The organism is Stenotrophomonas veracruzanensis (assembly GCF_032911525.1).
Taxonomy (GTDB): domain Bacteria; phylum Pseudomonadota; class Gammaproteobacteria; order Xanthomonadales; family Xanthomonadaceae; genus Stenotrophomonas; species Stenotrophomonas africana.
This window is the reverse complement of sequence record NZ_JAWJTI010000019.1, coordinates 1-23,809: the sequence shown is the minus strand read 5'-3', so window position 1 is coordinate 23,809 and position 23,809 is coordinate 1. Positions and strand designations below refer to the sequence as shown.

At 67.4% G+C, this 23,809-nt stretch carries 19 protein-coding genes and 1 riboswitch; of the genes, 9 read left to right on the top strand and 10 right to left on the bottom strand.

Translation table 11 applies throughout. The annotated features are described in order from the left end of the window. Positions 1-2 precede the first annotated feature (2 nt). A riboswitch (TPP riboswitch) is annotated at positions 3-98 on the bottom strand. 43 nt (positions 99-141) lie between these two features. The 5 genes from R1H25_RS12850 to R1H25_RS12830 all read right to left on the bottom strand — a co-directional run bounded on the left by R1H25_RS12850 (position 142) and on the right by R1H25_RS12830 (position 5,897). Then, positions 142-1,266 (bottom strand): phosphotransferase, encoded by a 1,125-nt coding sequence (locus R1H25_RS12850; RefSeq protein ID WP_317223767.1) that lies wholly within the window; start codon positions 1,264-1,266, stop codon positions 142-144. A gap of 125 nt (positions 1,267-1,391) precedes the next feature. Then, positions 1,392-1,799, bottom strand: coding sequence for a glycine zipper 2TM domain-containing protein (locus tag R1H25_RS12845; RefSeq protein ID WP_005411889.1), 408 nt, complete (start codon positions 1,797-1,799; stop codon positions 1,392-1,394). Positions 1,800-2,045: 246 nt separating this feature from the next. Continuing rightward, complete coding sequence (locus R1H25_RS12840; protein ID WP_317223766.1) at positions 2,046-3,998, bottom strand: peptidoglycan-binding protein; 1,953 nt, start codon at positions 3,996-3,998, stop codon at positions 2,046-2,048. A gap of 111 nt (positions 3,999-4,109) precedes the next feature. Continuing rightward, on the bottom strand, positions 4,110-4,880 hold the full coding sequence (locus R1H25_RS12835; RefSeq protein WP_317223765.1) for a hypothetical protein: 771 nt from the start codon (positions 4,878-4,880) through the stop codon (positions 4,110-4,112). Positions 4,881-5,258: 378 nt separating this feature from the next. Next, positions 5,259-5,897, bottom strand: coding sequence for a response regulator transcription factor (locus tag R1H25_RS12830; protein WP_049446154.1), 639 nt, complete (start codon positions 5,895-5,897; stop codon positions 5,259-5,261). Between the two features lie 75 nt (positions 5,898-5,972). Between R1H25_RS12830 and R1H25_RS12825 the strand changes: the two genes are divergently transcribed. Continuing rightward, positions 5,973-9,572: an ATP-binding protein gene (locus R1H25_RS12825; RefSeq protein WP_317223764.1), complete on the top strand. Its 3,600-nt coding sequence runs from the start codon at positions 5,973-5,975 to the stop codon at positions 9,570-9,572. On the opposite strand, the gene R1H25_RS12820 is transcribed toward R1H25_RS12825, so the two are convergent. Both R1H25_RS12820 and R1H25_RS12815 read right to left on the bottom strand, forming a co-directional pair. Next, positions 9,566-9,967, bottom strand: a complete 402-nt coding sequence (locus R1H25_RS12820) for a cytochrome c family protein (RefSeq protein ID WP_049446178.1) — start codon at positions 9,965-9,967, stop codon at positions 9,566-9,568. The genes R1H25_RS12825 and R1H25_RS12820 overlap by 7 nt on opposite strands. A gap of 65 nt (positions 9,968-10,032) precedes the next feature. Beyond that, positions 10,033-11,709: an electron transfer flavoprotein-ubiquinone oxidoreductase gene (locus tag R1H25_RS12815; RefSeq protein WP_317223763.1), complete on the bottom strand. Its 1,677-nt coding sequence runs from the start codon at positions 11,707-11,709 to the stop codon at positions 10,033-10,035. A 257-nt stretch (positions 11,710-11,966) separates the two neighbouring features. On the opposite strand from R1H25_RS12815, the gene R1H25_RS12810 reads away from it, so the two are divergent. Next, complete coding sequence (locus tag R1H25_RS12810; RefSeq protein WP_049446160.1) at positions 11,967-13,130, top strand: acyl-CoA dehydrogenase family protein; 1,164 nt, start codon at positions 11,967-11,969, stop codon at positions 13,128-13,130. A 190-nt stretch (positions 13,131-13,320) separates the two neighbouring features. Here the strand turns inward: R1H25_RS12810 and R1H25_RS12805 are convergent, their stop codons facing one another. After that, complete coding sequence (locus R1H25_RS12805) at positions 13,321-13,800, bottom strand: tRNA (cytidine(34)-2'-O)-methyltransferase (RefSeq protein WP_317223762.1); 480 nt, start codon at positions 13,798-13,800, stop codon at positions 13,321-13,323. Between the two features lie 69 nt (positions 13,801-13,869). Then, positions 13,870-14,346: a hypothetical protein gene (locus R1H25_RS12800; RefSeq protein WP_317223761.1), complete on the bottom strand. Its 477-nt coding sequence runs from the start codon at positions 14,344-14,346 to the stop codon at positions 13,870-13,872. Positions 14,347-14,762: 416 nt separating this feature from the next. Here R1H25_RS12800 and R1H25_RS12795 point away from each other — a divergent pair, with 416 nt between their 5' ends. The 4 genes from R1H25_RS12795 to R1H25_RS12780 all read left to right on the top strand — a co-directional run bounded on the left by R1H25_RS12795 (position 14,763) and on the right by R1H25_RS12780 (position 20,207). Continuing rightward, positions 14,763-17,612: a pitrilysin family protein gene (locus R1H25_RS12795; protein ID WP_317223760.1), complete on the top strand. Its 2,850-nt coding sequence runs from the start codon at positions 14,763-14,765 to the stop codon at positions 17,610-17,612. Between the two features lie 139 nt (positions 17,613-17,751). Next, the gene (locus tag R1H25_RS12790) at positions 17,752-18,069 is read left to right on the top strand and encodes a DUF4156 domain-containing protein (protein WP_099523388.1); all 318 of its coding nucleotides are present in this window, start codon (positions 17,752-17,754) and stop codon (positions 18,067-18,069) included. Between the two features lie 103 nt (positions 18,070-18,172). Beyond that, positions 18,173-19,189 carry a 3-oxoacyl-ACP synthase III gene (locus R1H25_RS12785; RefSeq protein ID WP_004135358.1) on the top strand — a complete coding sequence of 339 codons (1,017 nt, stop codon included), beginning with the start codon at positions 18,173-18,175 and terminating at the stop codon, positions 19,187-19,189. 127 nt (positions 19,190-19,316) lie between these two features. Then, positions 19,317-20,207 (top strand): alpha/beta fold hydrolase, encoded by an 891-nt coding sequence (locus R1H25_RS12780; protein WP_049446167.1) that lies wholly within the window; start codon positions 19,317-19,319, stop codon positions 20,205-20,207. Positions 20,208-20,322: 115 nt separating this feature from the next. On the opposite strand, the gene R1H25_RS12775 is transcribed toward R1H25_RS12780, so the two are convergent. Beyond that, on the bottom strand, positions 20,323-20,754 hold the full coding sequence (locus R1H25_RS12775; protein WP_317223759.1) for a YkgJ family cysteine cluster protein: 432 nt from the start codon (positions 20,752-20,754) through the stop codon (positions 20,323-20,325). A 104-nt stretch (positions 20,755-20,858) separates the two neighbouring features. Here R1H25_RS12775 and oleC point away from each other — a divergent pair, with 104 nt between their 5' ends. The 3 genes from oleC to R1H25_RS12760 all read left to right on the top strand — a co-directional run bounded on the left by oleC (position 20,859) and on the right by R1H25_RS12760 (position 23,743). Further along, a complete protein-coding gene (gene oleC / locus R1H25_RS12770) occupies positions 20,859-22,517 on the top strand; it encodes an olefin beta-lactone synthetase (protein WP_317223758.1) in 1,659 nt (552 codons plus the stop codon). Then, positions 22,514-23,506 carry a 2-alkyl-3-oxoalkanoate reductase gene (gene oleD / locus R1H25_RS12765; protein ID WP_317223757.1) on the top strand — a complete coding sequence of 331 codons (993 nt, stop codon included), beginning with the start codon at positions 22,514-22,516 and terminating at the stop codon, positions 23,504-23,506. The genes oleC and oleD overlap by 4 nt, the downstream gene beginning before the upstream one ends. Positions 23,507-23,587: 81 nt before the next feature. Further along, complete coding sequence (locus R1H25_RS12760) at positions 23,588-23,743, top strand: DUF1328 domain-containing protein (protein WP_005407633.1); 156 nt, start codon at positions 23,588-23,590, stop codon at positions 23,741-23,743. Positions 23,744-23,809 lie beyond the last annotated feature (66 nt).

Below are 23,809 nucleotides of genomic sequence, written 5' to 3'. Positions count from 1 at the left end.
TGTGGCTGCGGCTCAAAGCTCCCTACGCCGGTGCAAACCGGATCAGGTTCCAAGGGACTCTCTCAGCCTGGCAGATCCAGGCACCCCCGCTTCAGGTGACCATTTCACTACAAATGGTACGGATTTGCGAGCCGGTGCCCTTCAGGCTACCGCGTGCAGCGCCTGCAGCAGTGCCTGCCCCGGCGCGCTGTGGAACCATGCCGGATGCCCCAGCATGAAGGGCTGCCAGGCCACATCCGCGTTCGCGGTCGAACCGGTGATGCCTTCGAAGTACTCCACTTCGGACAGTGCGAAGTCGAAATGGACCATCGGCAGCAGGTCGGCCAGCAGGTGCACGCGTGCCGCCGACAACGGCAGCGCCTGGCGGTAGCCGTCGAGCAACGCCAGCGCGATATCGATGCGCACCGCCTGCATGCCGCGCTCCAGTTCCAGCCACGCCACCGCATTGCGCTCGATCGCGGTGGCGAGGTCGAACAGTGCGCTGGTGGGCGAGGCCAGGCCGAAATCCAGCACGGTACTGACCTGGCCATCCCGCCACAGCAGGTTGGAGACATGCCAGTCGTTGTGCGCCCACAGTCGTGGCTCGTCGCGCAGGCGCTGGGCCAGGCCGGCATGCCATGGCAGCACGTCACGCTGCAGCTGTGCTTCCCATGGAATGCGCGCCAGATAGCGGGCCAGCCCGGGGCGCTCATGCAGCCCTGCCTTGATGGCCGCGATCGGATCGTCGGCGCGGATCAGATCGTCGCGTGCGACCAGCACATGGGTGCTGCGCTGGGGCGCATGATAGCTGGCCCCGGCACGGTGCAGCTGCGCGAGTGCGCGCCCGGCTTCGCGGGCCTGCGCGACATCGGTCAGCAACGACCACGACACCGCGTCGCGGTACAGGTCGTCGCCCACGCCGACATCGTGCAGTTCAAACGTCCATTCGCCATGTTCGACCGCAGTGTGGCCATCAACCGCCGGCAGCACCTGCACCACCGGCACGCCGGCGGCGGCGAGATGGGCGATGAAACGGTGTTCTTCTTCCAGGCAGGCCGCACTGCGCACGCTCTGGTGGTGGCGCTTGATGAACACCGCACCGTCCACGCCGTCGACGATGGCGGCGGCCGACAGCGGCCGTGGGCTGTGCCAGCGCGGTTGGCTGTGCCCGCCCAGCTGCGGGTAACGCGTACTCAGCCACGCGATGTCAGTCGCGCTGATCGGTGGCCAGTCGGCAGCGACCTCGTCGTTGTTGAGGCCCTGCACGCGATGGGAGGAAGACGTCATGCCGCAGCCCCGGTGGGGAAAGTCACATCCAAGGCTGCGCATTCAACGCCATGCACGCGGCCAACGCAAACGGGCGGGTCATCGACCCGCCCGTCCGTGCATCGGCATGGAGGATGCCGCCCTGCTTACCAGCCGCGATGGCGACCGCGGTCGTGGTAGTAGCGGTTGTCGTAGTAGCGCTCGCGCTGCCAGCGACGGTCGTCACCGCGGTCGTAGTAGCCGCTGCGGTAGTAGCCACGGTCGTAACGGCGATCGTAGCGGTCGTCGTAACGACGATTGTCGTAGTAACGGCGGTCGCGACGGTCGGAAGTGGTCAGGTTGCCAATCGCACCGCCGGCCACGGCGCCGCCGACGGTTGCCGCAGGATCGCCGTTGGAGAGCAGGTTGCCGGCCACGCCACCGACCACGGCGCCGACCAGGGTGCGCTTGTCCTTCCTCGACATCGCGCTGGCATCGCTGACCACGGCCACACCGGCCACCAGTGCCAGAGCCATCGCCAGACCACGGAAGCTGAGTGCGGAAGTACTGAGCATGTTCGTTCTCCTGTGAGGTGCATGCCACGCTGGGCAGGGAGGGCGCGGGGCGCCCCGGCTGCCGTGGTGTCCACGCTGGCGTTCCAACATTGCCGGAACATTGCCTGGCCCGCCGTGCGGCTTGCGCATTCATCTAGCGGCAGGCGGCATGAAGCAAGGCTGAAAGCGGCCTCGGCCGCTCAGCTGGCAGAAAGGGAAAGGGCCACGCGGGCGTGGCCCTCCCTTCTCTGCCAAGGCGCTGCGGGCTTAGACGCCCATCGCCTTCTGTGCCTGCCGGGTCTGCTCCTGCTGGGCATCCTGCTGCGGGTGCAGCACGTTCGGCGCGCCCTGCACGGCACCGCTGCTGAGCGCCAGGCTCTGCTCGCTGGCCGCACGGGTATCCACCGCGACACGGCTGGCGGCCGGGTCACCGATCGTGCCCTGCACGGCGAACAGACGCTCGCCGTTCGGGCTGGGCACCACCGAGTCGATGCGCTGCAGGCCGGCGGCGTGGGCTTCCCTGGTCAGCGCCGCGGCGGCGCTTTCCAGCGCGTGGCGATCCTTGAAGGTGCCTGCCGGCATCAGCTCCAGACCCTTGCTGGCCTGGATGAACAACGGATTGCGCGGGTGCCGTTCGTCGTTGAGCAACGGCCGTTCGCGTGCGTCCTTGATCGCTTCCAGGGTCTTCGCCCCGACAATGCCGTCGGCCACCAGGCCGTTGTCCTTCTGCAGCTGGCGCACCGCCGCGTCGGTGTTGCGACCGAAGCGGCCATCCTCGACCAGCGGCTTGCCGTCGGCACCGACGTAGCCGAGGTGGCCCAGCTGCTCCTGCACCTTGCGCACGCCCTCGCTGTGCGCACCCTGCTTGTACAGTTCGGCGTGCGGGGTGGCAGCGGCCTTGTGCTCGGCCGCGGGCTTGCCCTGGGTCTGCTCGTGCGACTGGGTGCGGTTCTCCAGCAGGTCGCGCGCCTTGGACAGCGGATCGGAGGCGTACAGCTTCCAGTTCGGGTGGTCCTTCACCTGCTTGAGGTAGTCCTCCACCGGCATGGTGTGCACGCCCTTGCTGCCGGTGGACTGGCTGATCAGCAGCTTGTCGGTGTTGGGGTCGCGCACCACCATCACGATGTGGTCGATGCCGTTCCAGTGCTCATGGCGGGTCCTGGCCGTATCCAGGCCGATGATCATGCCTTCCTTCAGCGCATCGGGCTTCAGGATCGCGTCGCGGTCCAGCAGCACGCCGGACTGGTCGAACGCCTTGCGCACGATGCCGCCGGAACCCAGGTTGCCCAGGTCGATGCGGTCGGCCTTGCTGAACACCGCATGCCCGGCCTTCTGGTTGATCTCGTCCATGGTCCGGTTCTGCAGCGTGCCGACCCAGCCGGAACAGTCGATGTAACCCTGCTCCACGTTCTTGCCGGTCTTGCCCGGCACGTACAGCGCGTGACCCGGGATGTTGATGGCGTACTTCACGTGGTCGTACTTCAGGCCTGCGTCGTAGGCGGCCTGCAGTTCAATGCCCGGCTTCGGCGCGGCGGCCGCCGTTGCGCTGGCCTGTGCAGGCGCTGCCGGGGACGGGCCCTGGCCCTGCGCCACCGTCTGCGGGGCAATGTTCTTTTCCGGAATGCTGATCGCCGCGTACTTGTGGATGTAGTAGCTGGAGAACGTCCGCGCCAGGTCGCCGTCGTTCATGCCGCGCATCTCGGCCAGCGTGTGGCCGGTCAGCGCCTTGGCATCGGAACCGATCTGGTTGAGCACGTTGCGGCGCATGTTGATCTCTTCACCATGGCCGTTGCGCACCACGCCGAAGGTGCCGGTGGCGATGGCCGTCTGCACCGAGCCATAGCCGGCGCTGCCCTGCTGGTGGGCCAGGTACAGGTCCAGGCCGGTCGGCGTCGCTCCGCCGGACAGGTACGGGTGGCCCGTGCGTTCGTTGCGGCGCGCCATCGAGTCCAGGTTGTCCTGGTACATCTGCGCGGCCGCTTCGGTGTTGCGGGTGGGGTCGAACTCGTGGCCGGTCAGGTGGTACTGGCGCGCGGAACCGGGCACGAACTGGAACAGGCCCTTGGCACCGGACGAGGTGTTGTGGGCGCGCTCGTTGAAGCTGCCGCCGGTCTCGATGTGCGCGAAGCGCATGAAGTCATCGACCGGGATGCCCTTGTGCCGGGCAACCTGCTCGACGATGTCCAGGACTTCCTTTCTGCTGTAGTCATGCTGTGCCATGACGTTTTCCTCGGGGTTGATGGAGCGGCGCATGCCGCGAATCGCCAACCGGACTCATCCGTGAGTCAAGAACATGTCGGTCAACAGGTAACCCGCGCGTGGCGGGTGCTATCAGGGCGCGACGTACTGCTGGGTCGCGCTGTCGAAGGTGTAGTGCACGGCGTCGCCGGCACCCAGAGCGCGGGTCTTGCCGGGGGCTTCGATGGTGGTGCCCTTGAAGGTCACGGTCAGTCGCGGCAGGCCGTTGCCGTCGGCAACGAAGGCCAGTTCGCCATCGCTGCTGGTGCAGGGCATCACGTTGCCTTCGTCGCAGGCCGCGCTGTTGTCCTCACCGATGCGCACCGAGCCGACATAGCGCCAGACCTTGCTGTCCACGTCGTCTTCGCTGCGCTTGGGGTTGAACAGCAGCAGCGCATAGCCGGTGCTGCTGATGCCACGGTCGAAGTTGCTGGTCGGCACCGCCAGCAGCAGGCGGCCGTCGGTGGTGCGATGTTCAAGCGGCTTGCGCCGGGTATCGACATCGTCGGCCTTGTCGTACGCGCCCAGTGCGCCGATGGTCCATTCCTGGCCACGGAACTTCCATGGCTTCCTGGCGTCGGTGCCGGCCAGTACGAAGGTGGCCTCGGCGAGGTTGGCGCGGTCGTCCGGACCGGCCGGCGTCTGCTCGCCCGGCTTGCCGTAGTGCTCGCGGGTATCCCAGGAGAAACCCGTGTAGTACGTGGTGCCATCAAGAGTGAAGGTGTGGCCGAACCAGAAGGTCGCCACGCTGCCGTTCTGGACCTCGTAGGAGGTCGCGCCATCGCCGTCCACCTGGTAGGTGAAATACATCACGGTCGGCGCGTCGGGCGGGATGACGGCGGCATCGGGGGTGGGGGTCTGCATCGGGGCAACATCCTGTCGGGGCGCATTGGCAGCCTGCGCAGGGGCGCCAGGCTGGGAGGACGAGGGGGCCGGATCGGCGGCGCTGCAGGCGGCAGCGGAAAGAGAGACGAGCAGGCACGCCGCGAATGCGCGCAGGGGCCGCAACGGCAGGGTCCAACGTAGCTCAGGGGGGTGATGCATGCGCCTCTCCATGGTCAGCGTTGCCGGGCCAGACGGCCGGCAGGAAACCGCACCCCATCCACCAGGGACGGGAGCGAGGACATGAGCCGGTCGATTCCTTCGACCTCGCATTGAGAACTCATGCCGGGCCATCTTGGCACAGATCCGCGGCACATCAAAGAGGGCGGTGGATGGCCCCCGGCGTGTGTAATCCGGCTCTCAGATCCTGCCGTCACGCAGGTAGTCGAACAGTTCGGCGTCGCCTTTCAGGCCCAGCTTGAGCATGGCGTCACCCTTCTGCCGGCTGATGGTGCTGACGCTCTTGTGCAGCTGCAGCGAGATTTCCTTCACCGTCATGCCGGTGCCAAGCAGCCGCAGCACCTCCACCTCGCGCGGCGACAGCGGCTTGCCGTCGCCCTCGCGCATGCGCCAGCTGCCGGCGGTCTCGACCCGCTCGCGCAGGCTGCGGCTGATATAGGGCTGGCCACGATAGACCGCCTGGATGGCCTGCGGCAGTTCGTCCATCGACGAGCTCTTGTCGACCAGGCCGAGCACGCCGCTGTCGAGCACCATGCGCAGGATGGCCAGGTTGTTGGAGACGCTGAGCATCAATACCGGCAGGTCGGGATGGCGGCGGCGGATCATGCCGATCATGGCGAAGCCGTCGGCCTGGGGGCTGCCGGGCATGGAGTAGTCGGTGACCAGCAGGTCGCAGGGCTGGCTGCCCAGCAGGGCCATCAGCGCCTGTGCACTGTCGGCTTCGCCGACCACGCGGCCTACCCCGCTCGATTCGATGACGGCGCGGGTACCGATACGGACCACCGGGTGGTCGTCTGCGATGATGATGCGCAAGCTCATGCTCTAGTATGGCCACCGGGCTGGCCGGGCCGCGACCATCGCGGTCCCTGGCAGGATTCTAGGAGATCGTCGCCGATGCGTAGCTGGGCTGTTCGCGGACTGGTCCTGCTGCTGGCCCTGCTGGCGCTGCCGGCAGCGTTGGCGCAGGCCGTTCCTGGCCTCCTGCCGCTCAGTCCCCTGCAGCGCGAGTACCTGGCCACCCATCCGAGCATCGTCGTGGGGCAGTATGACAGCGGCTGGCCACCATTCGAGTCACTCCGTGATGGCCAGCAGGTGGGTCTGGGCCCGGATTATCTGTCGCTTCTTGCCCGTCAGTTGGGTGTGAAGGTCGAGGCCCGTCGTTTTCCGGATTGGACCTCCGTGCTGGATGCGGCATGTCGTGGCGAGATCGATGTGGTGATGAATGTCGGTCTGAGTGCCGACCGCACCCGCTGCATGGTCTATACCGCCGCCTATGGCGAGGCACCGCTGGCTCTGGTGGGCCGCCCCGACGACCTGCGTGCCTCGGACAATCCCGATCTGGATGGACTGCGGGTGGTGATCGAGCAGGACTTCCTGACCGGTCCGCAGGTGCGCGCGCGTTTTCCGCAGGCCCGTCAGCTTGTCGCAAACAGCTCGTTGGCGGCACTCGAGATGGTCAGAGACGACAAAGCTGATGTCTATATCGGCAATGCCTATGTCGCCACCGAACTGATCGCCACCCAGCGCCTGCAGGGCGTGGTGTTGCTGCGGCCGAGCGATCTGCCTCCCGAACGCCTGCACTTCGGTGTACCCAACAGCAAGCAGCCATTGGCCGAAGCGCTGGACCTCGCGCTGGCGGCAACCAGCCAGTCGCAACGGGACGCGCTGGCACAACGCTGGCTGCCGCCGCCGCAATGGTCGGCATCGGCGCAGCTGGCGCTGAGCCGGGCAGAGAAGCGGGTGCTGGAACAGCCGTTGAAGATCGGTTTCGCACCGAACGCGGCGCCGCTGTCGTTCACCGACGAGCAGGGCAAGCCCAGCGGGCTGGCCAGTGAGTACCTGCGCCGTCTGATGCAGGCCGGCGCCAACCTGCAGCCGGAGAGCAGCCACGACTGGTATGAGGTGCGTGAGAAGGCCCGCCGTGGCGAGCTGCAGGCGGTGATGGGAATCCCGGCCGATTCGCGCTACCTGGGGCCGGACTGGGTGTTCAGCCAGCCCTTCATCAGTGTGCCGAACGTGATCGTCAGCCGCGTCGACAGCCCAGCCCTGCTGGGCATGTCGGACCTGCAGGGCAAGCGCGTGCTGCTGTCCGATCCCGAGCGTGTGCGGGGCTACGTGCTGCAGCAGGCACCGCAGGCCCGGATCATGGCGGCACGCAGTGCGGAACAGGCGATGCAGCGGCTGCTTGATGGCGAGGCCGATGCCTACGTGGGCAATCTGGCGCTGGTCGACTACCTGCTGCGCAGTCGTTTCCCCGGCCGCCTGCAGGTCGCTGCACCGGCAGGCTTCAATGATCAGCTGGTGCTGGCGGTGGAGCGGCGGCATGCCGCACTGGCGACCACCTTCGACCGCCTGCTGCTGCAGATGACGCCGCGCAAGCATGAGGCGCTGCGTGGCGACTGGCTGGCGGTGGAGTATCGCACTGGCGTTGACTGGAAAAGCGCATTGCACTGGGGCCTGCCACTGGCGCTGGTACTGCTGACCGCGTTGTTGGTGCATGGCATCGGCTACTGGCGCCTGCGCCGCGAAGTGACCGGCCGGCGTCATCTGGAACAGCGACTGGCCGAGGTCACCGACAACCTGCCTGCGGTGGTCTACCAGGCACGCCGCAGCGCTGATGGCGTGCTCAGCTTTCCGTTCATCGCCGGTGATCTGCAGGCGTTGTTCGGGATCAGCCGGCAGCAGGCCGAGCAGGATGCCAGCATGCTGCTGGAACGCATTGAAGAAGACGATCGCGCGCACATCCTGCAGGCCGTCGAACAGGCCGCGCGCCAGTTCGCGCCACTGATCCTCGAGTTCCGCCTGCGCGCCGGGGGCGAAGGCGCGCGCTGGGTGCGCAGCCAGGCCCATCCGTATGCCGCCGAAGCCGGTGCGGTGACCTGGAGTGGCTACTGGGTGGATGTAAGCGAAGCGCGTGCACAGGCCGACGCCCTGGTCACGGCCAAGGCCGAGGCCGAGCAGGCGGCGGAAGCGAAGTCGCGCTTCCTGGCGACCATGAGCCATGAAATCCGTACGCCGATGAGTGGCGTGCTGGGCATGCTGGAAGTGCTGGCGCATTCGCCGCTGGACACCGAACAGCAGCGCATCCTTGGGGTGATCGAGGACTCGGCGCAGATGCTGCGGCAGATCCTGGACGACATCCTCGACTACTCACGGCTGGAGGCTGGCGCACTGCGCCTGGAGCCGGTGCCGCAGCCACTGCGGCCGTTGCTGGAGAGCGTGTGCCGCCTGCTCTCCGCACAGGCCAGTGCACGTGGGTTGGCGCTGCACGTGCAGATCGACCCGCAGCTGGCGCCGGCCCACGAAGTGGATGGCGTACGCCTGCGCCAGATCGTGTTCAACCTGCTCAGCAACGCCATCAAGTTCACCGCGCAGGGCGAGGTTCGCCTGCAGCTGGAGGTGCTGGGGCCGACCAGCGAGGAGGGGGCTCAGCCGCTGTGCCTGAGTGTCACTGATACCGGCATCGGCATTGCACCGGAACAGCTGCAGCACCTGTTCGCGCCATTCACCCAGGCCGGTGCCTACATCCAGCGAGACCACGGCGGCACCGGGCTGGGCTTGAGCATCTGCCAGCGTCTGGTGCAGATGATGGACGGCGAGCTGGCGTTGCACAGTACGCTGGGCGAGGGCACCCGCGCCGAGGTGCGGCTGTCGCTGGTGGAGGCCGGCAGTGGCGATGTCGAAGCCCTGGTGGCCGAGCAGGATCAGATGGCGCTGCTGCCTGCGCCGCTGCGCGAGGCACGGGTGCTGGTGATCGAGGACCACCCGACCAACCAGGCGATGATGGCCTGGCGCCTGCAGCAGCTGGGCGTGCCGCACGTGATGGTCGGTGACGGCCAGCAGGGACTGGATCGGCTGTCGTCGGAGAGCTTCGATCTGGTGATCACTGACTGCCGGATGCCGGTGCTGGATGGCTTTGGCTTCACCCGGCTGCTGCGCGAACGCGAAGGCCGCAATGGCCAGCCGCGGCTGACCGTGCTGGCGCTGACCGCCAGCGTGCTGGATGACGATGCACGTCGCTGCCGTGAGGCGGGCATGGATGAGGTGCTGGCCAAGCCGCTGTCACTGGCAACGTTGCGCGCCGCGCTGCTGCGCTGGTTGCCACAGGCGCAGGGCCAGTCGTTCGAGGTGCCGGTGGTCGAGGTGGCGGCCGACGATGGCGATACGCTGCCTGATCTGGCGGCCCTGCAGCAGCGCTTCGGCTCGCGCGCGGTGGCCGAGCAGCTGCGTGACAGCCTGCTGCAGGCCAGCGAAGGCGATCTGGCGGCCGTACAGCACGCCGTGCAGGCCGGTGATCGCGAGACTGCCGCGCTGCACCTGCATCGGCAGGCCGGCGGACTGGGCGCGGTGGGGGCAACGGGATTGGCCGCGCAGGCCAATGCACTGGTCGAGCGCCTGCAGGATGCGGCGGAAACCGATGTGGCGTCGCTGTTCGCGGCAGTGGCGACCTTCGTGGCGCGGCTGCAGCAACAGCTGCAGCGCCTGGCTCACTGAGCCGACTGCTGCTGCAGGTAGGCGATCACCAGCGCGCGGCGTTCGGCGCTGGGGAAGGCGTTGTACATGCGCGTGCCGGGCACCATGTGGGTGGGCGACTGCAGGAACGCATCCAGCGTCTGCGCGGTCCAGGTGATGTCGGCGCGGCGCATGCCATCGGAGTAGCCGTAGTCGGGCAGGCTGCCGGCGCGACGACCGATCACGCCGTGCAGGTTCGGCCCGAAGCGGTGGATGCCCCCGGGTTGCACGGTGTGGCAGCCGGCACACAGTTCAAACGCGCGCTGCATCGCCTGCTGGTGCGCCTGTTCCGGCGTGGCCGGTGCTGCAGGCGGACGCTGGCAGGCCGTGGCCGCCAGGGCCACGGCAACGGCGATGAGCAGGCGGAGAGCACGCATGGGCGGGCAGGATAGCGGCGCGGTGGAGCGGCCGGGCTGCGACACGCGGTCGCAGCCCGCGGCGATCACATGCCGGAGTAGTTCGGGCCGCCGCCGCCCTGTGGGGTCACCCAGACGATGTTCTGGGTCGGGTCCTTGATGTCGCAGGTCTTGCAGTGCACGCAGTTCTGCGCGTTGATCTGCAGCCGCGCGTTGTCGGCTTCACCGACGAACTCGTACACACCGGCCGGGCAGTAGCGGGCTTCGGGACCGGCGTACTCGGCCAGGTTCACCTTCACCGGAATGCTGGGGTCCTTCAGCGTCAGGTGGCTGGGCTGGTTCTCGTCGTGGTTGGTGCTGCTGAGGAACACCGAGCTGAGACGGTCGAAGGTCAGCACGCCATCCGGCTTCGGGTAGGCGATGCGGGTGTGCTTGGCTGCCGGTTCCAGGCAGACATGATCCGGCTGCGTGCGGTGCAGGGTCCACGGCGGATTGCGCACGCCCAGCTTTGGCAGCAGCCACTGTTCCACACCGGTCATCAGCGTGGCCACGGTCTGGCCCTTCTTGAACCACTGCTTGAAGTTCTTGGCCTGCTGCAGTTCGGTGAACAGCCAGCTGGCTTCGAAGGCCTTCGGGTAGGCGCTCAGTTCATCGTGCTGGCGATCGGCAGCCAGCGCGTCGAACGCGGCGTCGGCGCACAGCATGCCGGTCTTGATCGCGGCGTGGCTGCCCTTGATGCGGCTGGCGTTGAGGTAGCCGGCCTCGCAGCCGACCAGGGCGCCACCGGGGAACACCGTCTTCGGCAACGACAGCAGGCCACCTGCGGTGATCGCACGCGCGCCGTAACCGATGCGGGTGCCACCCTCCAGATGCTTGCGGATGGAGGGATGGGTCTTGAAGCGCTGGAATTCCTCGAACGGGCTCAGCCAGGGATTCCTGTAGTCCAGGCCGACCACGTAGCCGATGGCGACCTTGCCGCCGTCGGCGTGGTACAGGAACGCACCGCCGTAGGTGTCGCTGTCCAGCGGCCAGCCGGCGGCATGCACCACCAAGCCCGGCTCATGCTTGGCCGGGTCGATCTGCCACAGTTCCTTGATGCCGATGCCGTAGGCCTGCGGGTCCTTGCCTTCGTCCAGCGTGTAGCGGGCGATCAGCTGGCGGCCGAGGTGGCCGCGCGCGCCTTCGGCGAAGATCGTGTACTTGGCCTGCAGCGCCATGCCGCGCTCGAAGGCCGGGCCGATGCTGCCGTCCTTCTCGATGCCCATGTCGCCGGTGGCCACGCCGATCACTTCACCGTTGTCGCCGAACAGCACTTCGGCGGCGGCGAAGCCGGGGAAGATCGCCACCTCCAGCGCCTCGGCCTGCTGCGCCAGCCAGCGGGTCACTTCACCCAGGCTGATGATGTAGTTGCCTTCGTTGTGGAAGCACTCCGGCAGCAGCGCGTTGGGCGTGCTGCGTGCGCCGGTTTCGCTGAGGAACAGGAATTCGTCGCGGGTGACCTTCTGCTTCAGCGGTGCGCCGCGCTCGGCCCAGTCCGGGAACAGTTCGGTCAGTGCGCGCGGGTCCATCACCGCGCCGGACAGGACGTGCGCACCCGGCTCGGAGCCCTTTTCCAGTACGCAGACCGACAGTTCACGGCCGGCTTCGATCGCGCGCTGGCGCAGGCGGATCGCGGTGGCCAGGCCGGCGGGGCCGGCACCGACGATGACCACGTCGAATTCCATGACTTCACGCGGGGGCAGGGCGTTGGCTTCAGCACTCATCGATTGCATGACTCGTGGGTAGTGCCGGCATCGGGGCCACCGGCGGTGCCTGGGAATCGCGCGTGCGGCCACGGGCGAAACGGTTGTTTGAATGTGTCAGGGTACCGGGCCGCGCGTGATCGAGCTAGATCGCCGATGTTCACACCCGGATTGCTGCGATGCAGCGTAGGGCCGCGGCTCTGGTGGGTGCCGACCTTGGTCGGCACGCTCTGTCCGGATGACCGACAATGCTCGGGTCCTGACTGCGCGTGAGTGCCATGGCTTTGCATCCGTACGATCTGTTCGATGTCCGTTCCCTGCTCAACGAGGAAGAGCGCGCGGTGCAGGAGAGCGTCGCCCGCTTCACCAACGAGCGCGTGCTGCCGATCATCGGCGATGCCTTCGACCAGGCCCGCTTCCCCGATGAACTGGTGCCGGAGATCGCGTCACTGGGCCTGCTCGGTGCGACCCTGCCGACCGAGTACGGCGGCGGTGGCCTCGGCGCAGTCAGCTACGGCCTGATCTGCCAGGAGCTGGAGCGCGGCGATTCGGGCCTGCGCAGTTTCGTCTCGGTGCAGAGCTCGCTGTGCATGTACCCGATCTACGCCTATGGCAGCGAGGAACAGCGCCAGCAGTGGCTGCCGGCGATGGCGCGCGGCGAGCTGATCGGCTGCTTCGGCCTGACCGAGGCGCATGGTGGTTCCGATCCGGCCAGCATGAAGACCCGCGCGGTGCGCGATGGCAGCGACTGGCGCATCACCGGCAGCAAGATGTGGATCACCAGCGGCCCGGTGGCCGACCTGGCCATCGTCTGGGCGCAGACCGAGGACGGCATCCAGGGCTTCGTGCTGGAAAAGGGCATGGCCGGTTTCACCACCCAGGAAATCAAGCACAAGATGAGCCTGCGCGCGTCGCTGACCGGTGCGCTGTTCTTCGATGACGTGCGCGTGCCGGACAGCCATCGCCTGCCGAACGTAAAGGGCCTGAAGGGCCCGCTGGGCTGCCTGACCCAGGCCCGCTATGGCATCAGCTGGGGGCCGATCGGTGCGGCCATCGCCTGCCTGGATGAAGCGCTGGGCTATGCCAAGGAGCGCGTGCTGTTCGGCCGCCCGCTGGCGGCCACGCAGAGCGCGCAGATCAAGCTGGCCGAAATGGCCCGCCGCATCACCACCGCGCAGCTGCTGGCGCTGCAGCTGGGCCGCCTGAAGGAAGCCGGTCAGTTGCAGCCGCAGCAGGTCAGCCTGGCCAAGTGGAACAACTGCCGCATGGCCATCGACATCGCCCGCGAGTGTCGCGACCTGCTGGGCGGGGCCGGCATCACCACCGAACACGTGGCGATCCGGCATGCACTGAACCTGGAATCGGTGATCACCTATGAAGGCACCGAGACCGTGCACCAGCTGGTGATCGGCCGCGAACTGACCGGCATCAACGCGTTCTGAAACCTGGTTCCGGTGGGTGCCAACCTTGGTTGGCACTTCGGGCGCACGCGAAAGGCATCCACGCATGGCGTGGATCTACCGGGTGGGTGCTCCGACCTGCCTGTGGTAGGTGCCAACCTTGGTTGGCACATTTCTTCAGCGCGCGACCGGGCATCGGTGCGGACCAAGGTCCGCACCCACCAGAAGCGGTTTACGCCCCGCCGGCAAACCCCTGCTGCCGCCACGCTTCGTACATCACCACCGCAACGGTGTTGGAAAGATTGAGGCTGCGGTTGTCCGGCCGCATCGGCAGGCGCAGGCGGCGGCCATCGGGTAGCGCATCGAGCACGTCCTGCGGCAGGCCACGGCTTTCGGGGCCGAACAGGAAGGCATCACCGTCTTCGAACGCCACGCTGTCATAGCGGACGCTGGCACGCGTACTCAGGGCGAACAATCGCTTCGGTGCGATCCGCGCCAGCGCGGTGTCCAGGTCGGGGTGCACCTGCAGGCGCGAGTACTCGTGGTAGTCCAGGCCGGCGCGCTTGAGCTGCTTGTCTTTCAGTGCGAAGCCGAGCGGCTCGACCAGGTGCAGCTGCGCGCCGGTGTTGGCGCAGAGCCGGATCACATTGCCCGTGTTGGGCGGGATTTCCGGTTGGAAAAGGATCACGTGGAACTGGGGCGCGGCATTCATCGGCGCAGTGTACCTGCGACGGCCGCCGCCTTTACGGCGCACGCCCTGCGCTGGGCAGGGCGGCACCGCTTACGGGCGCAGCAGGACCTGGGCGGTTTCGGTGGCCAGGGCCTGCAGGTCTGCAGCGCTCGGACGCACCTGCAGGGCCGGCAGGTTGGTGATGACCTGGTTTGCGACGCTGGTGGCGGCTGCGGCCAGGGTGGCGGCGTAGCGCTGGGCTTCCAGCTCGGCGGCCAGGGCGACGCGCTGTTCCAGGCTCGGGCGCACTTCCACCGAGGCCAGGGTGGTGATCGGCAGTGCGGCGGCGACCGGGGCGGCGACGTAGCCGCTGCGCTCGGCCAGCTGGTCGGCGCTCGGGCGCACTTCCACGGTGGCCAGGGTCGGGATGCCGCTGGCCTGTTCCCAGGCCTGCTGGGCCAGCTGGTCGGCGGCCGGGCGAACCTGCACGGTGGCCAGGGTCTTGATGGATTCGGAGGCCTGCACCGACGAAACAACCGCGGTGCCGGCGATCAGGGCGATGGCGATGGCAATGGTCTTGGCGTTCATGACGGGGCCTGTTTAGTGTTGGTGAGCGGTGGTGTGGTAGTAAGGTAGTACACTAATTCTGGGTCTGCAAGGGAAATTTTCGATTTCCTGCATTTGTTCAGTCTTCAGTCAGCTTTCGTCTGAAGCCCTTCTTGGCGCAGGAAGTACCAAGCAATCCCCGTGCCAACTTTTAGTTGTTGATTTACAAGGCTTTTATTTCGATTCGAAAGTGTCCGGTGGGCGGACACCTGTCCATTCCTCGCGCTGCGGACACTGTCCGGACGCCTTCAGCCGACGCATGTGACGGTTCAGGAGCCCCGTTGGAGCCCGGCCGGATGGGCCTCGGGGCAAAACACCCCCAGTGACTGCTGGCCGATTCCTGCCGTTGCGCGCGCAGGCTAGGATCGGGGTTCACCTATGTGACCAAGGATCCGGAAATGTCTCTCGCCCTTCGCCCGCGCGCTGCACTGCTGGCTGTCGCCCTCAGCACCGCCCTGGGCACGCTTGCGCCCACCTCTGCACTGGCCGCCAGGCAGGCGGCACCGGCCAAGGTCGATATCCCGTTCGAGCAGTTCACCCTGCCCAATGGCCTGCGCGTGATCGTGCATACCGATCGCAAGGCGCCGATCGTTGCGGTCAATGTCTGGTACCACGTAGGCAGCAAGGATGAGCCGGCTGGCCGCACCGGCTTCGCGCACCTGTTCGAGCACTTGATGTTCCAGAGCAGCGAAAACCACGACGGCGAGTACTTCGAGCCGTTCAAGCAGGTCGGTGCCACCGGCCAGAACGGCACCACCAACACCGACCGCACCAACTACTTCGAGAACGTGCCGACCACCGCGCTGGACATGGCGCTGTGGATGGAGTCGGACCGCATGGGCCATCTGGTGGGTGCGATCGACCAGGCCGCGCTGGACGAGCAGCGCGGCGTGGTGCAGAACGAGAAGCGCCAGGGCGAGAACCAGCCCTACGGCCAGGCCTGGGACCAGATCAACAAGGCGCTGTATCCGGTTGGCCACCCGTACCACCACGGCGTGATCGGCTCGATGAACGATCTCAACGCGGCCTCGCTGGACGACGTGAAGACCTGGTTCCGCACCTGGTACGGCCCGAACAACGCGGTACTGGTGCTGGCCGGTGACATCGATCTGGCCACCGCCAAGGAAAAGGTCGCCCGCTACTTCGGCAGCATCCCCGCTGGCCCGACCATGGCGCAGCCGGCGGTGAACGTGGCCAAGCGCAGTGCCGATACCCGCGAGACGATGACCGACAAGGTGCCGCAGGCACGCATCTACCGCGCCTGGAACGTGCCGCAGGTCGGTACCACCGACATCGACCAGCTGCAGCTGTTCGCCGAAGTGCTGGGCGGCGCCAAATCCTCGCGCCTGAGCCAGCGCCTGCAGCACCAGGACAAGCTGGTGGACAGCATCGGCTCGGGCCTGTCGACCTCGCAGCTGGGCTCCAACTTCGTGATCGTGGCGACCGTGAAGCAGGGCCAGGACCCGGCCGAGGTCGAGAAGATCATCGACGAGGAACTGGATCGCCTGATCAAGCAGGGCCCGACCGCCGCCGAGCTGGAGCGCGCCAAGACCGGCGCCCGCGCCGGCTTCATCCGTGGCATCGAGCGCATCGGAGGCTTTGGCGGCAAGGCCGATGCGCTGGCCGAGTGCGCGGTGTTCACTGGCGACCCGGGCTGCTTCCGCACCTCGCTGGCCAATATCGAGAAGGCCAGTGCCGCCGACCTGAGCCGCCTGGGCGCACAGTGGCTGGACAAGGGCAGCCACACCCTGGTGATCGCACCGGGTGAGCGCGTGGCGCTGAAGGAAGACCCGAGCCAGTCGCCGAAGCCCTTCACCGTGCCGGCAGTGGACCCCAAGTACAGCACCCTGCCGGAGCAGGTCGACCGCAAGGCGGGCGTGCCGCAGACACGCGAGTTCCCGCAGCTGAAGTTCCCGGCGTTGCAGCGCGCCACGCTGAAGAACGGCACCCAGGTGATCCTGGCCGAACGCCATGAAATTCCGGTGGTGCAGTTCAGCTACCAGTTCCCGGGCGGCTTCAGCGCCGACCAGGGCCGCAAGCCGGGCACTGCCAACTTCACCATGAGCCTGATGACCGAAGGCGCCGGCAAGCTCGGCTCGCTGGCCTTCGCCGATGCCGCCGACGCACTGGGTGCCAGCCTGGATGCTTCGGCCGGCCTGGATTCGATGAGCGTGGACCTGTCGGCGCTGAAGGAGAACCTGGCACCGTCGCTGGCGCTGTACCGCGACCTGCTGCGCGAGCCGCGCTTCGAACAGGGCGAGATCGACCGGGTCAAGGCGACCTGGATCGCCGGCATCCAGCAGGAAAAGGTCAACCCGGGTGCGGTGGCGATGCGCGTGCTGCCGCCGCTGCTGTACGGCAAGGGCCACCCGTATGCCATCCCGTTCACCGGCAGCGGTGACGAAGCAGCGATCAACGGCCTGACCCGCGAGGATCTGGTCGACTTCCACCACGACTGGCTGCGCCCGCAGAACGGCACCCTGATCGTGGTCGGTGACACCACCCTGGCCGAGATCGTGCCGTTGCTGGACAAGCAGCTGGGCGACTGGAAGGCTGCCGGCGATGCCCCGCAGGTGAAGGCGGCCACCGACGTCGCATTGCCGAAGGGCCCGCGCGTGTTCCTGATCGACCAGCCGGGCGCGGTGCAGGCCAACCTGTTCGCCGGCCAGGTGGTGGCGCCGTCCAGCGCTACCAGCTCGACCCGCTTCGATATCGCCAACGGCGTGATCGGCGGCGACTTCACCTCGCGCCTGAACATGAACCTGCGTGAGGACAAGCACTGGTCGTACGGTGCGCGCAGCAGCGCGGTCAATTCGGTGGGTCAGCGCCCGTGGATGGCCAGCGCGCCGGTGCAGATCGACAAGACCGGCCCGGCGCTGGCGGAAATGCGCAAGGAAATCACCGCGTTCGCCGATGGCAGCAAGCCGGCCACCGCCGCCGAGGTCAACCGCATCCGCAACATCCAGACCCTGAGCCTGCCCGGTGCCTACGAGACCGCCAGCGCGGTGGCATCGACCATCGGCTCGATCGTGCAGTTCAAGCGCCCGGACGATTACGTGCTGCGTCGCAAGGCCGAGATCGCGGCGATGACCCCGGCACAGGTGCAGCAGGCCGCCGCCGAGATCAAGCCGCAGGCGCTGACCTGGGTGGTGGTGGGTGATCTCAAGCAGACCGAAGCGGCCGTGCGTGCGCTGAACCTGGGCGAGGTGACGGTGATCGACGCCGAAGGCAACCCGGTCAAGAAATAAGGGATGTGCCTGCCCGCCCCGGCGGGCAGGCCTCCCCGGTAGTGCCGGCCGCTGGCCGGCAACTCCGTGATCCCTACCCGGCTACCCTCGATTCAGGCTGTTCAGGCAGAATCCCTCCATACCCTTCCAGGATCTGCCCATGCGCGTTCTGCTGCTTTCCTCCCTGCTGCTCACCGTCACCGCCTGTACCTGGGTGCCGATCGAACCGGCCGGCAAGGCGACCCGCGTGCTGCCGGCAGGTCCGGTTCCGGCCGGCTGCATCGCCAAGGGCGAGGTAGCGGTCACCGTGAAGAGCAAGGTCGGCTTCTACAACCGCAACCCGCTGCGCGTGCAGGAAGAGCTGGAAACCCTGGCCCGCAACGAGGCCCCGAGCGCCGGCGCCAATGCCGTGCAGGCCGCCGCAGCCCCCGCCGATGGCAGCCAGCGCTTTGCGGCTTTCCAGTGCCCGCCGCGCTGAACGCTTCACCATACGGCCAAGCCTGAATTCGTAAAGATGCGGTGAAGGCCCCGGGGGTTATAGAATAGCGCCCCCTTTTGCCTGAGCCTTGGCGCTAACCTCGATGCTCTTCAAGAATGTCTCGATCGCCGGCCTGGCACACGTTGATGCGCCGCATACGCTGACGACCAAGGAAATCAACGAGCGGCTGCAGCCGACGTTGGATCGCCTCGGTATCCGCACCGACGTGCTCGGCGATATCGCCGGCATCCATGCCCGCCGCCTGTGGGACAACGGCGTGCTGGCGTCCGATGCCGCCACCATGGCCGGCCGCAAGGCGCTGGAAGACGCGGGCATCAATGCGACGCAGGTCGGCCTGCTGGTCAACACCTCGGTCAGCCGCGACTACCTGGAGCCGTCCACCGCCTCCATCGTGTCGGGCAATCTCGGCGTCAGCGACGAGTGCATGACTTTCGACGTCGCCAATGCCTGCCTGGCCTTCATCAACGGCATGGACATCGCGGCGCGCATGATCGAGCGCGGCGACATCGACTACGCGCTGGTGGTGGATGGCGAGACCGCCAATCTGGTGTACGAGAAGACCCTGGAGCGCATGACCGCCCCGGACGTCACCGCCGACGACTTCCGCAACGAACTGGCGGCGCTGACCACCGGTTCGGGTGCTGCGGCGATGGTGATGGCGCGCTCGGAGCTGGTGCCGGACGCGCCGCGCTACAAGGGCGGTGTCACCCGTTCGGCCACCGAGTGGAACCAGCTGTGCCTGGGCAACCTGGACCGCATGGTCACCGACACCCGCCTGCTGCTGATCGAAGGCATCAAGCTGGCCCAGAAGACCTTCACCGCCGCCAAGATCGCCCTGGGCTGGGCCGTGGAAGAGCTGGACCAGTTCGTGATCCACCAGGTCAGCCAGCCGCACACGGCTGCGTTCATCAAGAACTTCGGCATCGACCCGAAGAAGGTCATGACCATCTTCGGTGAGCACGGCAACATCGGCCCGGCCTCGGTGCCGATCGTGCTGAGCAAGCTCAAGCAGCTGGGCAAGCTGAAGAAGGGCGATCGCATCGCGCTTCTGGGCATTGGTTCCGGCCTGAACTGCTCGATGGCCGAAGTGGTCTGGTAAGACCCCCTGTAGAGCCGAGCCCATGCTCGGCTCACGCGCGCAGCGCGGCTCTTCCGCAGCGGACCGGAGAACAGCCGAGCATCGGCTCGGCTCTACACCGCGCCGCGATTCTCTCCAGGTACTCCGCATGCGCGATCTTCCCGGTTACCCCGCCCACCCGCAGCGCTTCGAGGTTCGCCCGGGCCTGTCGATGAACTATCTCGACGAAGGCCCGCGCGACGGCGAGGTGGTGGTGATGGTGCACGGCAACCCGTCGTGGAGCTATTACTGGCGCACGCTGGTGGCCGGCCTGTCGGACACATACCGCTGCATCGTGCCGGACCATATCGGCATGGGCCTGTCGGACAAGCCCGATGACAGTCGCTACGAGTACACGCTGCAGTCGCGCGTGGATGATCTGGACGCGTTGCTGAAGCACCTGGGCATCACCGGCCCGGTGACCCTGGCCGTGCACGACTGGGGCGGCATGATCGGTTTCGGCTGGGCGCTGTCGCACCACGACCAGGTCAAGCGCCTGGTGGTGCTCAACACCGCCGCGTTCCCGATGCCGGCGGCGAAAAAGATGCCGTGGCAGATCGCGCTGGGCCGTCACTGGAAGATCGGCGAGTGGATCATCCGCACCTTCAATGCGTTCTCGTCCGGTGCGTCGTGGCTGGGCGTGGAGCGCAAGATGCCGGCCGACGTGCGTCGCGCCTACGTGTCGCCGTACAACAGCTACGCCAACCGCATCAGCACCATCCGCTTCATGCAGGACATTCCGCTGTCGCCGGCCGACAAGGCCTGGTCGCTGCTGGAACGCGCCGGCAAGGCGCTGCCGTCGTTCGCCGACCGCCCGGCCTTCCTCGGCTGGGGTCTGCGCGACTTCGTGTTCGACCACCACTTCCTGAAGGGTTTCCAGGCCGCGTTGCCGAAGGCGCAGGTGCATGCCTTCGAGGATGCCGGGCATTACGTGCTGGAAGACAAGCACGAGGTGCTGGTGCCGGAGATCCGCGCGTTCCTGGACAAGAACCCGATCTGAGCGGTGTGCCGACCAACGGTCGGCACCCACCGGAAGAGGTAATGGGTAGGTGCCGACCGTTGGTCGGCACACCGGCCGGGTTCATGAGGTTGCCGGCCAGCGGTCGGCACGACCGCTACGCGGCGACCGGTGCCTGCGGCGGCGAAGACGGGCTGTTGCCGTTGTCATCGGGATGGTCGTCATCATTGTCGGCGTCATCGCGCCAGCGCCAGTCGGCCAGCGTCAACGGATCCAGGCCATAGGCGATGCGCGCCTTGTCGCACTGCGGGCTGGCCTTTCCGTACTCCCACGATGCATCCACCTCGCGGCACACGCTGGGCCGGTTGGGATGGATGGTGCAGCGTGAATACACGCCGATCTGCGCATCCAGTGCCACGCAGCGCACCGGATTGGAATGGGTGCCGCGCATGCACAGGCGGTGCGGGTCCAGCACCTCGGTCAGCTGGTGCGGCACGCCGCCGGGGGTGACCTCGTCTGATTCCATCCAGTGGAAGGCCACGCGGTATTGAGTGCAGCAGGCGCCGCAGGTCATGCAGGGATGTTGCATGGGCAAGCCGCCTCGGGCGGCAGTCGGAATCAGGAACGAGGGTGCGGATTTTCCACGAAGTGGGCCGCCGCGCAAGAAATTCCGTAAGCGGCGACAATGAACGGATGAACCGACCCTGCAATATTGCGGCCCGTCTGCCTGAACTGGCGCGTGAACGCCCCGACCAGATCGCCATCCGCTGCCCCGGCCGCCGGGGCGCCGGCAACGGCATGGCCGCCTACGACGTCACCCTGGATTACCGCCAGCTGGATGCCCGCAGCGACGCCATGGCCGCCGGCCTGGCGGGCTACGGGATCGGCCGCGGGGTGCGCACGGTGGTGATGGTGCGGCCCTCGCCGGAGTTCTTCCTGTTGATGTTCGCGCTGTTCAAGCTGGGCGCGGTGCCGGTGCTGGTCGACCCGGGCATCGACAGGCGCGCGCTGAAGCAGTGCCTGGACGAGGCGCAGCCGGAAGCCTTCATCGGCATTCCGCTGGCCCATGTGGCACGGCTGGTGCTGCGCTGGGCGCCCTCGGCGACTCGCCTGGTGACCGTCGGCCGCCGCCTCGGCTGGGGCGGAACCACCCTGGCCGCGCTGGAGCGCGCCGGCGCCAATGGGGGGCCGATGCTGGCCGCCACCGACGGCGAGGACATGGCCGCGGTCCTGTTCACCAGCGGCTCCACCGGCGTGCCCAAGGGCGTGGTCTACCGCCACCGCCATTTCGTCGGCCAGATCCAGCTGCTGGGCAGTGCCTTCGGCATGGAAGCGGGCGGGGTGGACCTGCCGACCTTCCCGCCGTTTGCCTTGTTCGACCCGGCGCTGGGCCTGACCTCGGTGATCCCGGACATGGACCCGACGCGGCCGGCGCAGGCCGACCCGGCACGCCTGCACGATGCCATCCAGCGCTTCGGCGTGACCCAGCTGTTTGGTTCGCCCGCGCTGATGCGGGTGCTGGCGAAGCATGGCCGGCCGCTGCCGACCGTGACCCGGGTGACGTCGGCCGGTGCGCCGGTGCCGCCGGACGTGGTCGCCACCATCCGCAGCCTGCTGCCCGCCGACGCACAGTTCTGGACGCCCTATGGCGCCACCGAGTGCCTGCCGGTTGCAGTGGTGGAGGGCCGCGAGCTGGAGCGCACCCGTGCCGCTACCGAAGCCGGCGCCGGTACCTGCGTGGGCAGCGTGGTCGAGCCGAACGAGGTGCGCATCATCGCCATCGATGACGCGCCGCTGGCCGACTGGTCGCAGGTGCGCGTGCTGGCCACCGGCGAAGTGGGCGAGATCACCGTGGCCGGACCGACCGCCACCGACAGCTACTTCAACCGCCCGCAGGCCACGGCCGCGGCGAAGATCCGCGAGACGCTGGCCGATGGCAGCACGCGCGTGGTGCATCGCATGGGCGACGTCGGATACTTCGATGCGCAGGGCCGCCTGTGGTTCTGCGGGCGCAAGACGCAGCGCGTGGAAACCGCGCACGGCCCCCTGTACACCGAACAGGTCGAGCCGGTGTTCAACATCGTCCCAGGCGTGGCACGTACCGCACTGGTCGGCGTTGGTGCCCCGGGTGCGCAGGTACCGGTGCTGTGCGTGGAACTGCAGCGTGGCCAGTCCGACAGCCCGGCGCTGCAGGAAGCGCTGCGTGCGCATGCCGCAGCCCGTGTGGCAGAGGCCGGTCTGCAGCACTTCCTGGTGCATCCATCGTTCCCCGTCGATATCCGTCACAACGCCAAGATCGGCCGCGAGAAGCTCGCCGTCTGGGCCAGCGCCGAACTGGAGAAGCGCGCATGAAGATCCTGGTCACCGGTGGTGGTGGTTTCCTTGGCCAGGCGCTGTGCCGCGGGCTGGTCGAACGTGGCCACCAGGTCCTGGCGTTCAACCGCAGTCACTACCCGGAGTTGCAGGCGATGGGCGTGGGCCAGATCCGTGGCGACCTGGCCGATGCGCAGGCGGTGCTGCATGCGGTGGCCGGCGTTGACGCGGTATTCCATAACGGTGCGAAGGCCGGCGCCTGGGGCAGCTATGACAGCTACCACCAGGCCAACGTGGTCGGCACCGACAACGTGATCGCCGCCTGCCGTGCGCACGGTATCGGCCGGCTGGTCTACACCTCCACGCCCAGCGTGACGCATCGCGCCACCCACCCGGTGGAAGGCCTCGGCGCCGACGAAGTGCCTTACGGCGAGGATTTCCAGGCACCGTATGCGGCGACCAAGGCGATTGCCGAACAACGCGTGCTGGCAGCCAATGACGCCTCGTTGGCGACGGTGGCGCTGCGCCCGCGCCTGATCTGGGGCCCGGGCGACCAGCAGCTGGTGCCACGCTTGGCCGAACGTGCGCGGCAGGGCCGCCTGCGCCTGGTGGGCGATGGCAACAACAAGGTGGATACCACGTACATCGACAACGCCGCGCTCGCGCACTTCCTCGCTTTCGAGGCATTGGCGCCGGGCGCCGCGTGTGCGGGCAAGGCCTACTTCATTTCCAACGGCGAACCGCTGCCGATGCACGAGCTGGTCAACAAGCTGCTGGCCGCTGTTGGCGCACCAACCGTGGACAAGGCGATCAGCTTCAAGACCGCCTACCGCATCGGCGCTGTCTGCGAGCGGTTGTGGCCGCTGCTTCGCCTGCGTGGCGAGCCGCCGCTGACCCGCTTCCTGGCCGAGCAGCTGTGCACGCCGCACTGGTACAGCATGGCGCCGGCGCGCCGTGACTTCGGCTACGTGCCGCAGGTCAGCATTGAAGAAGGGCTGAGAAGGCTGAAGGCTTCATCTGCTGCATAGATCGCCATCACTGGTTGCACACCGCAGGATCGGGAGGATGGACCCACGCCATCCAAGGCTCGACCACCCGCGAGGAGCGCCATGCTGCATTACGCCATCATTTTCTTTGTCATCGCCATCATCGCCGCCGTTCTGGGCTTCTCCGGCATCGCCGGCGCCGCAACGAACATCGCCTGGATCCTGTTCGTGGTGTTCCTGATCCTTGCGGTGATTTCGATGTTCCGCAAGCGCGGATAGAAGACCGCAGGGTGGTGCCGGCCGATGGCCGGCACTGTTCTTTCCGGTGGGTGCCGACCGTTGGTC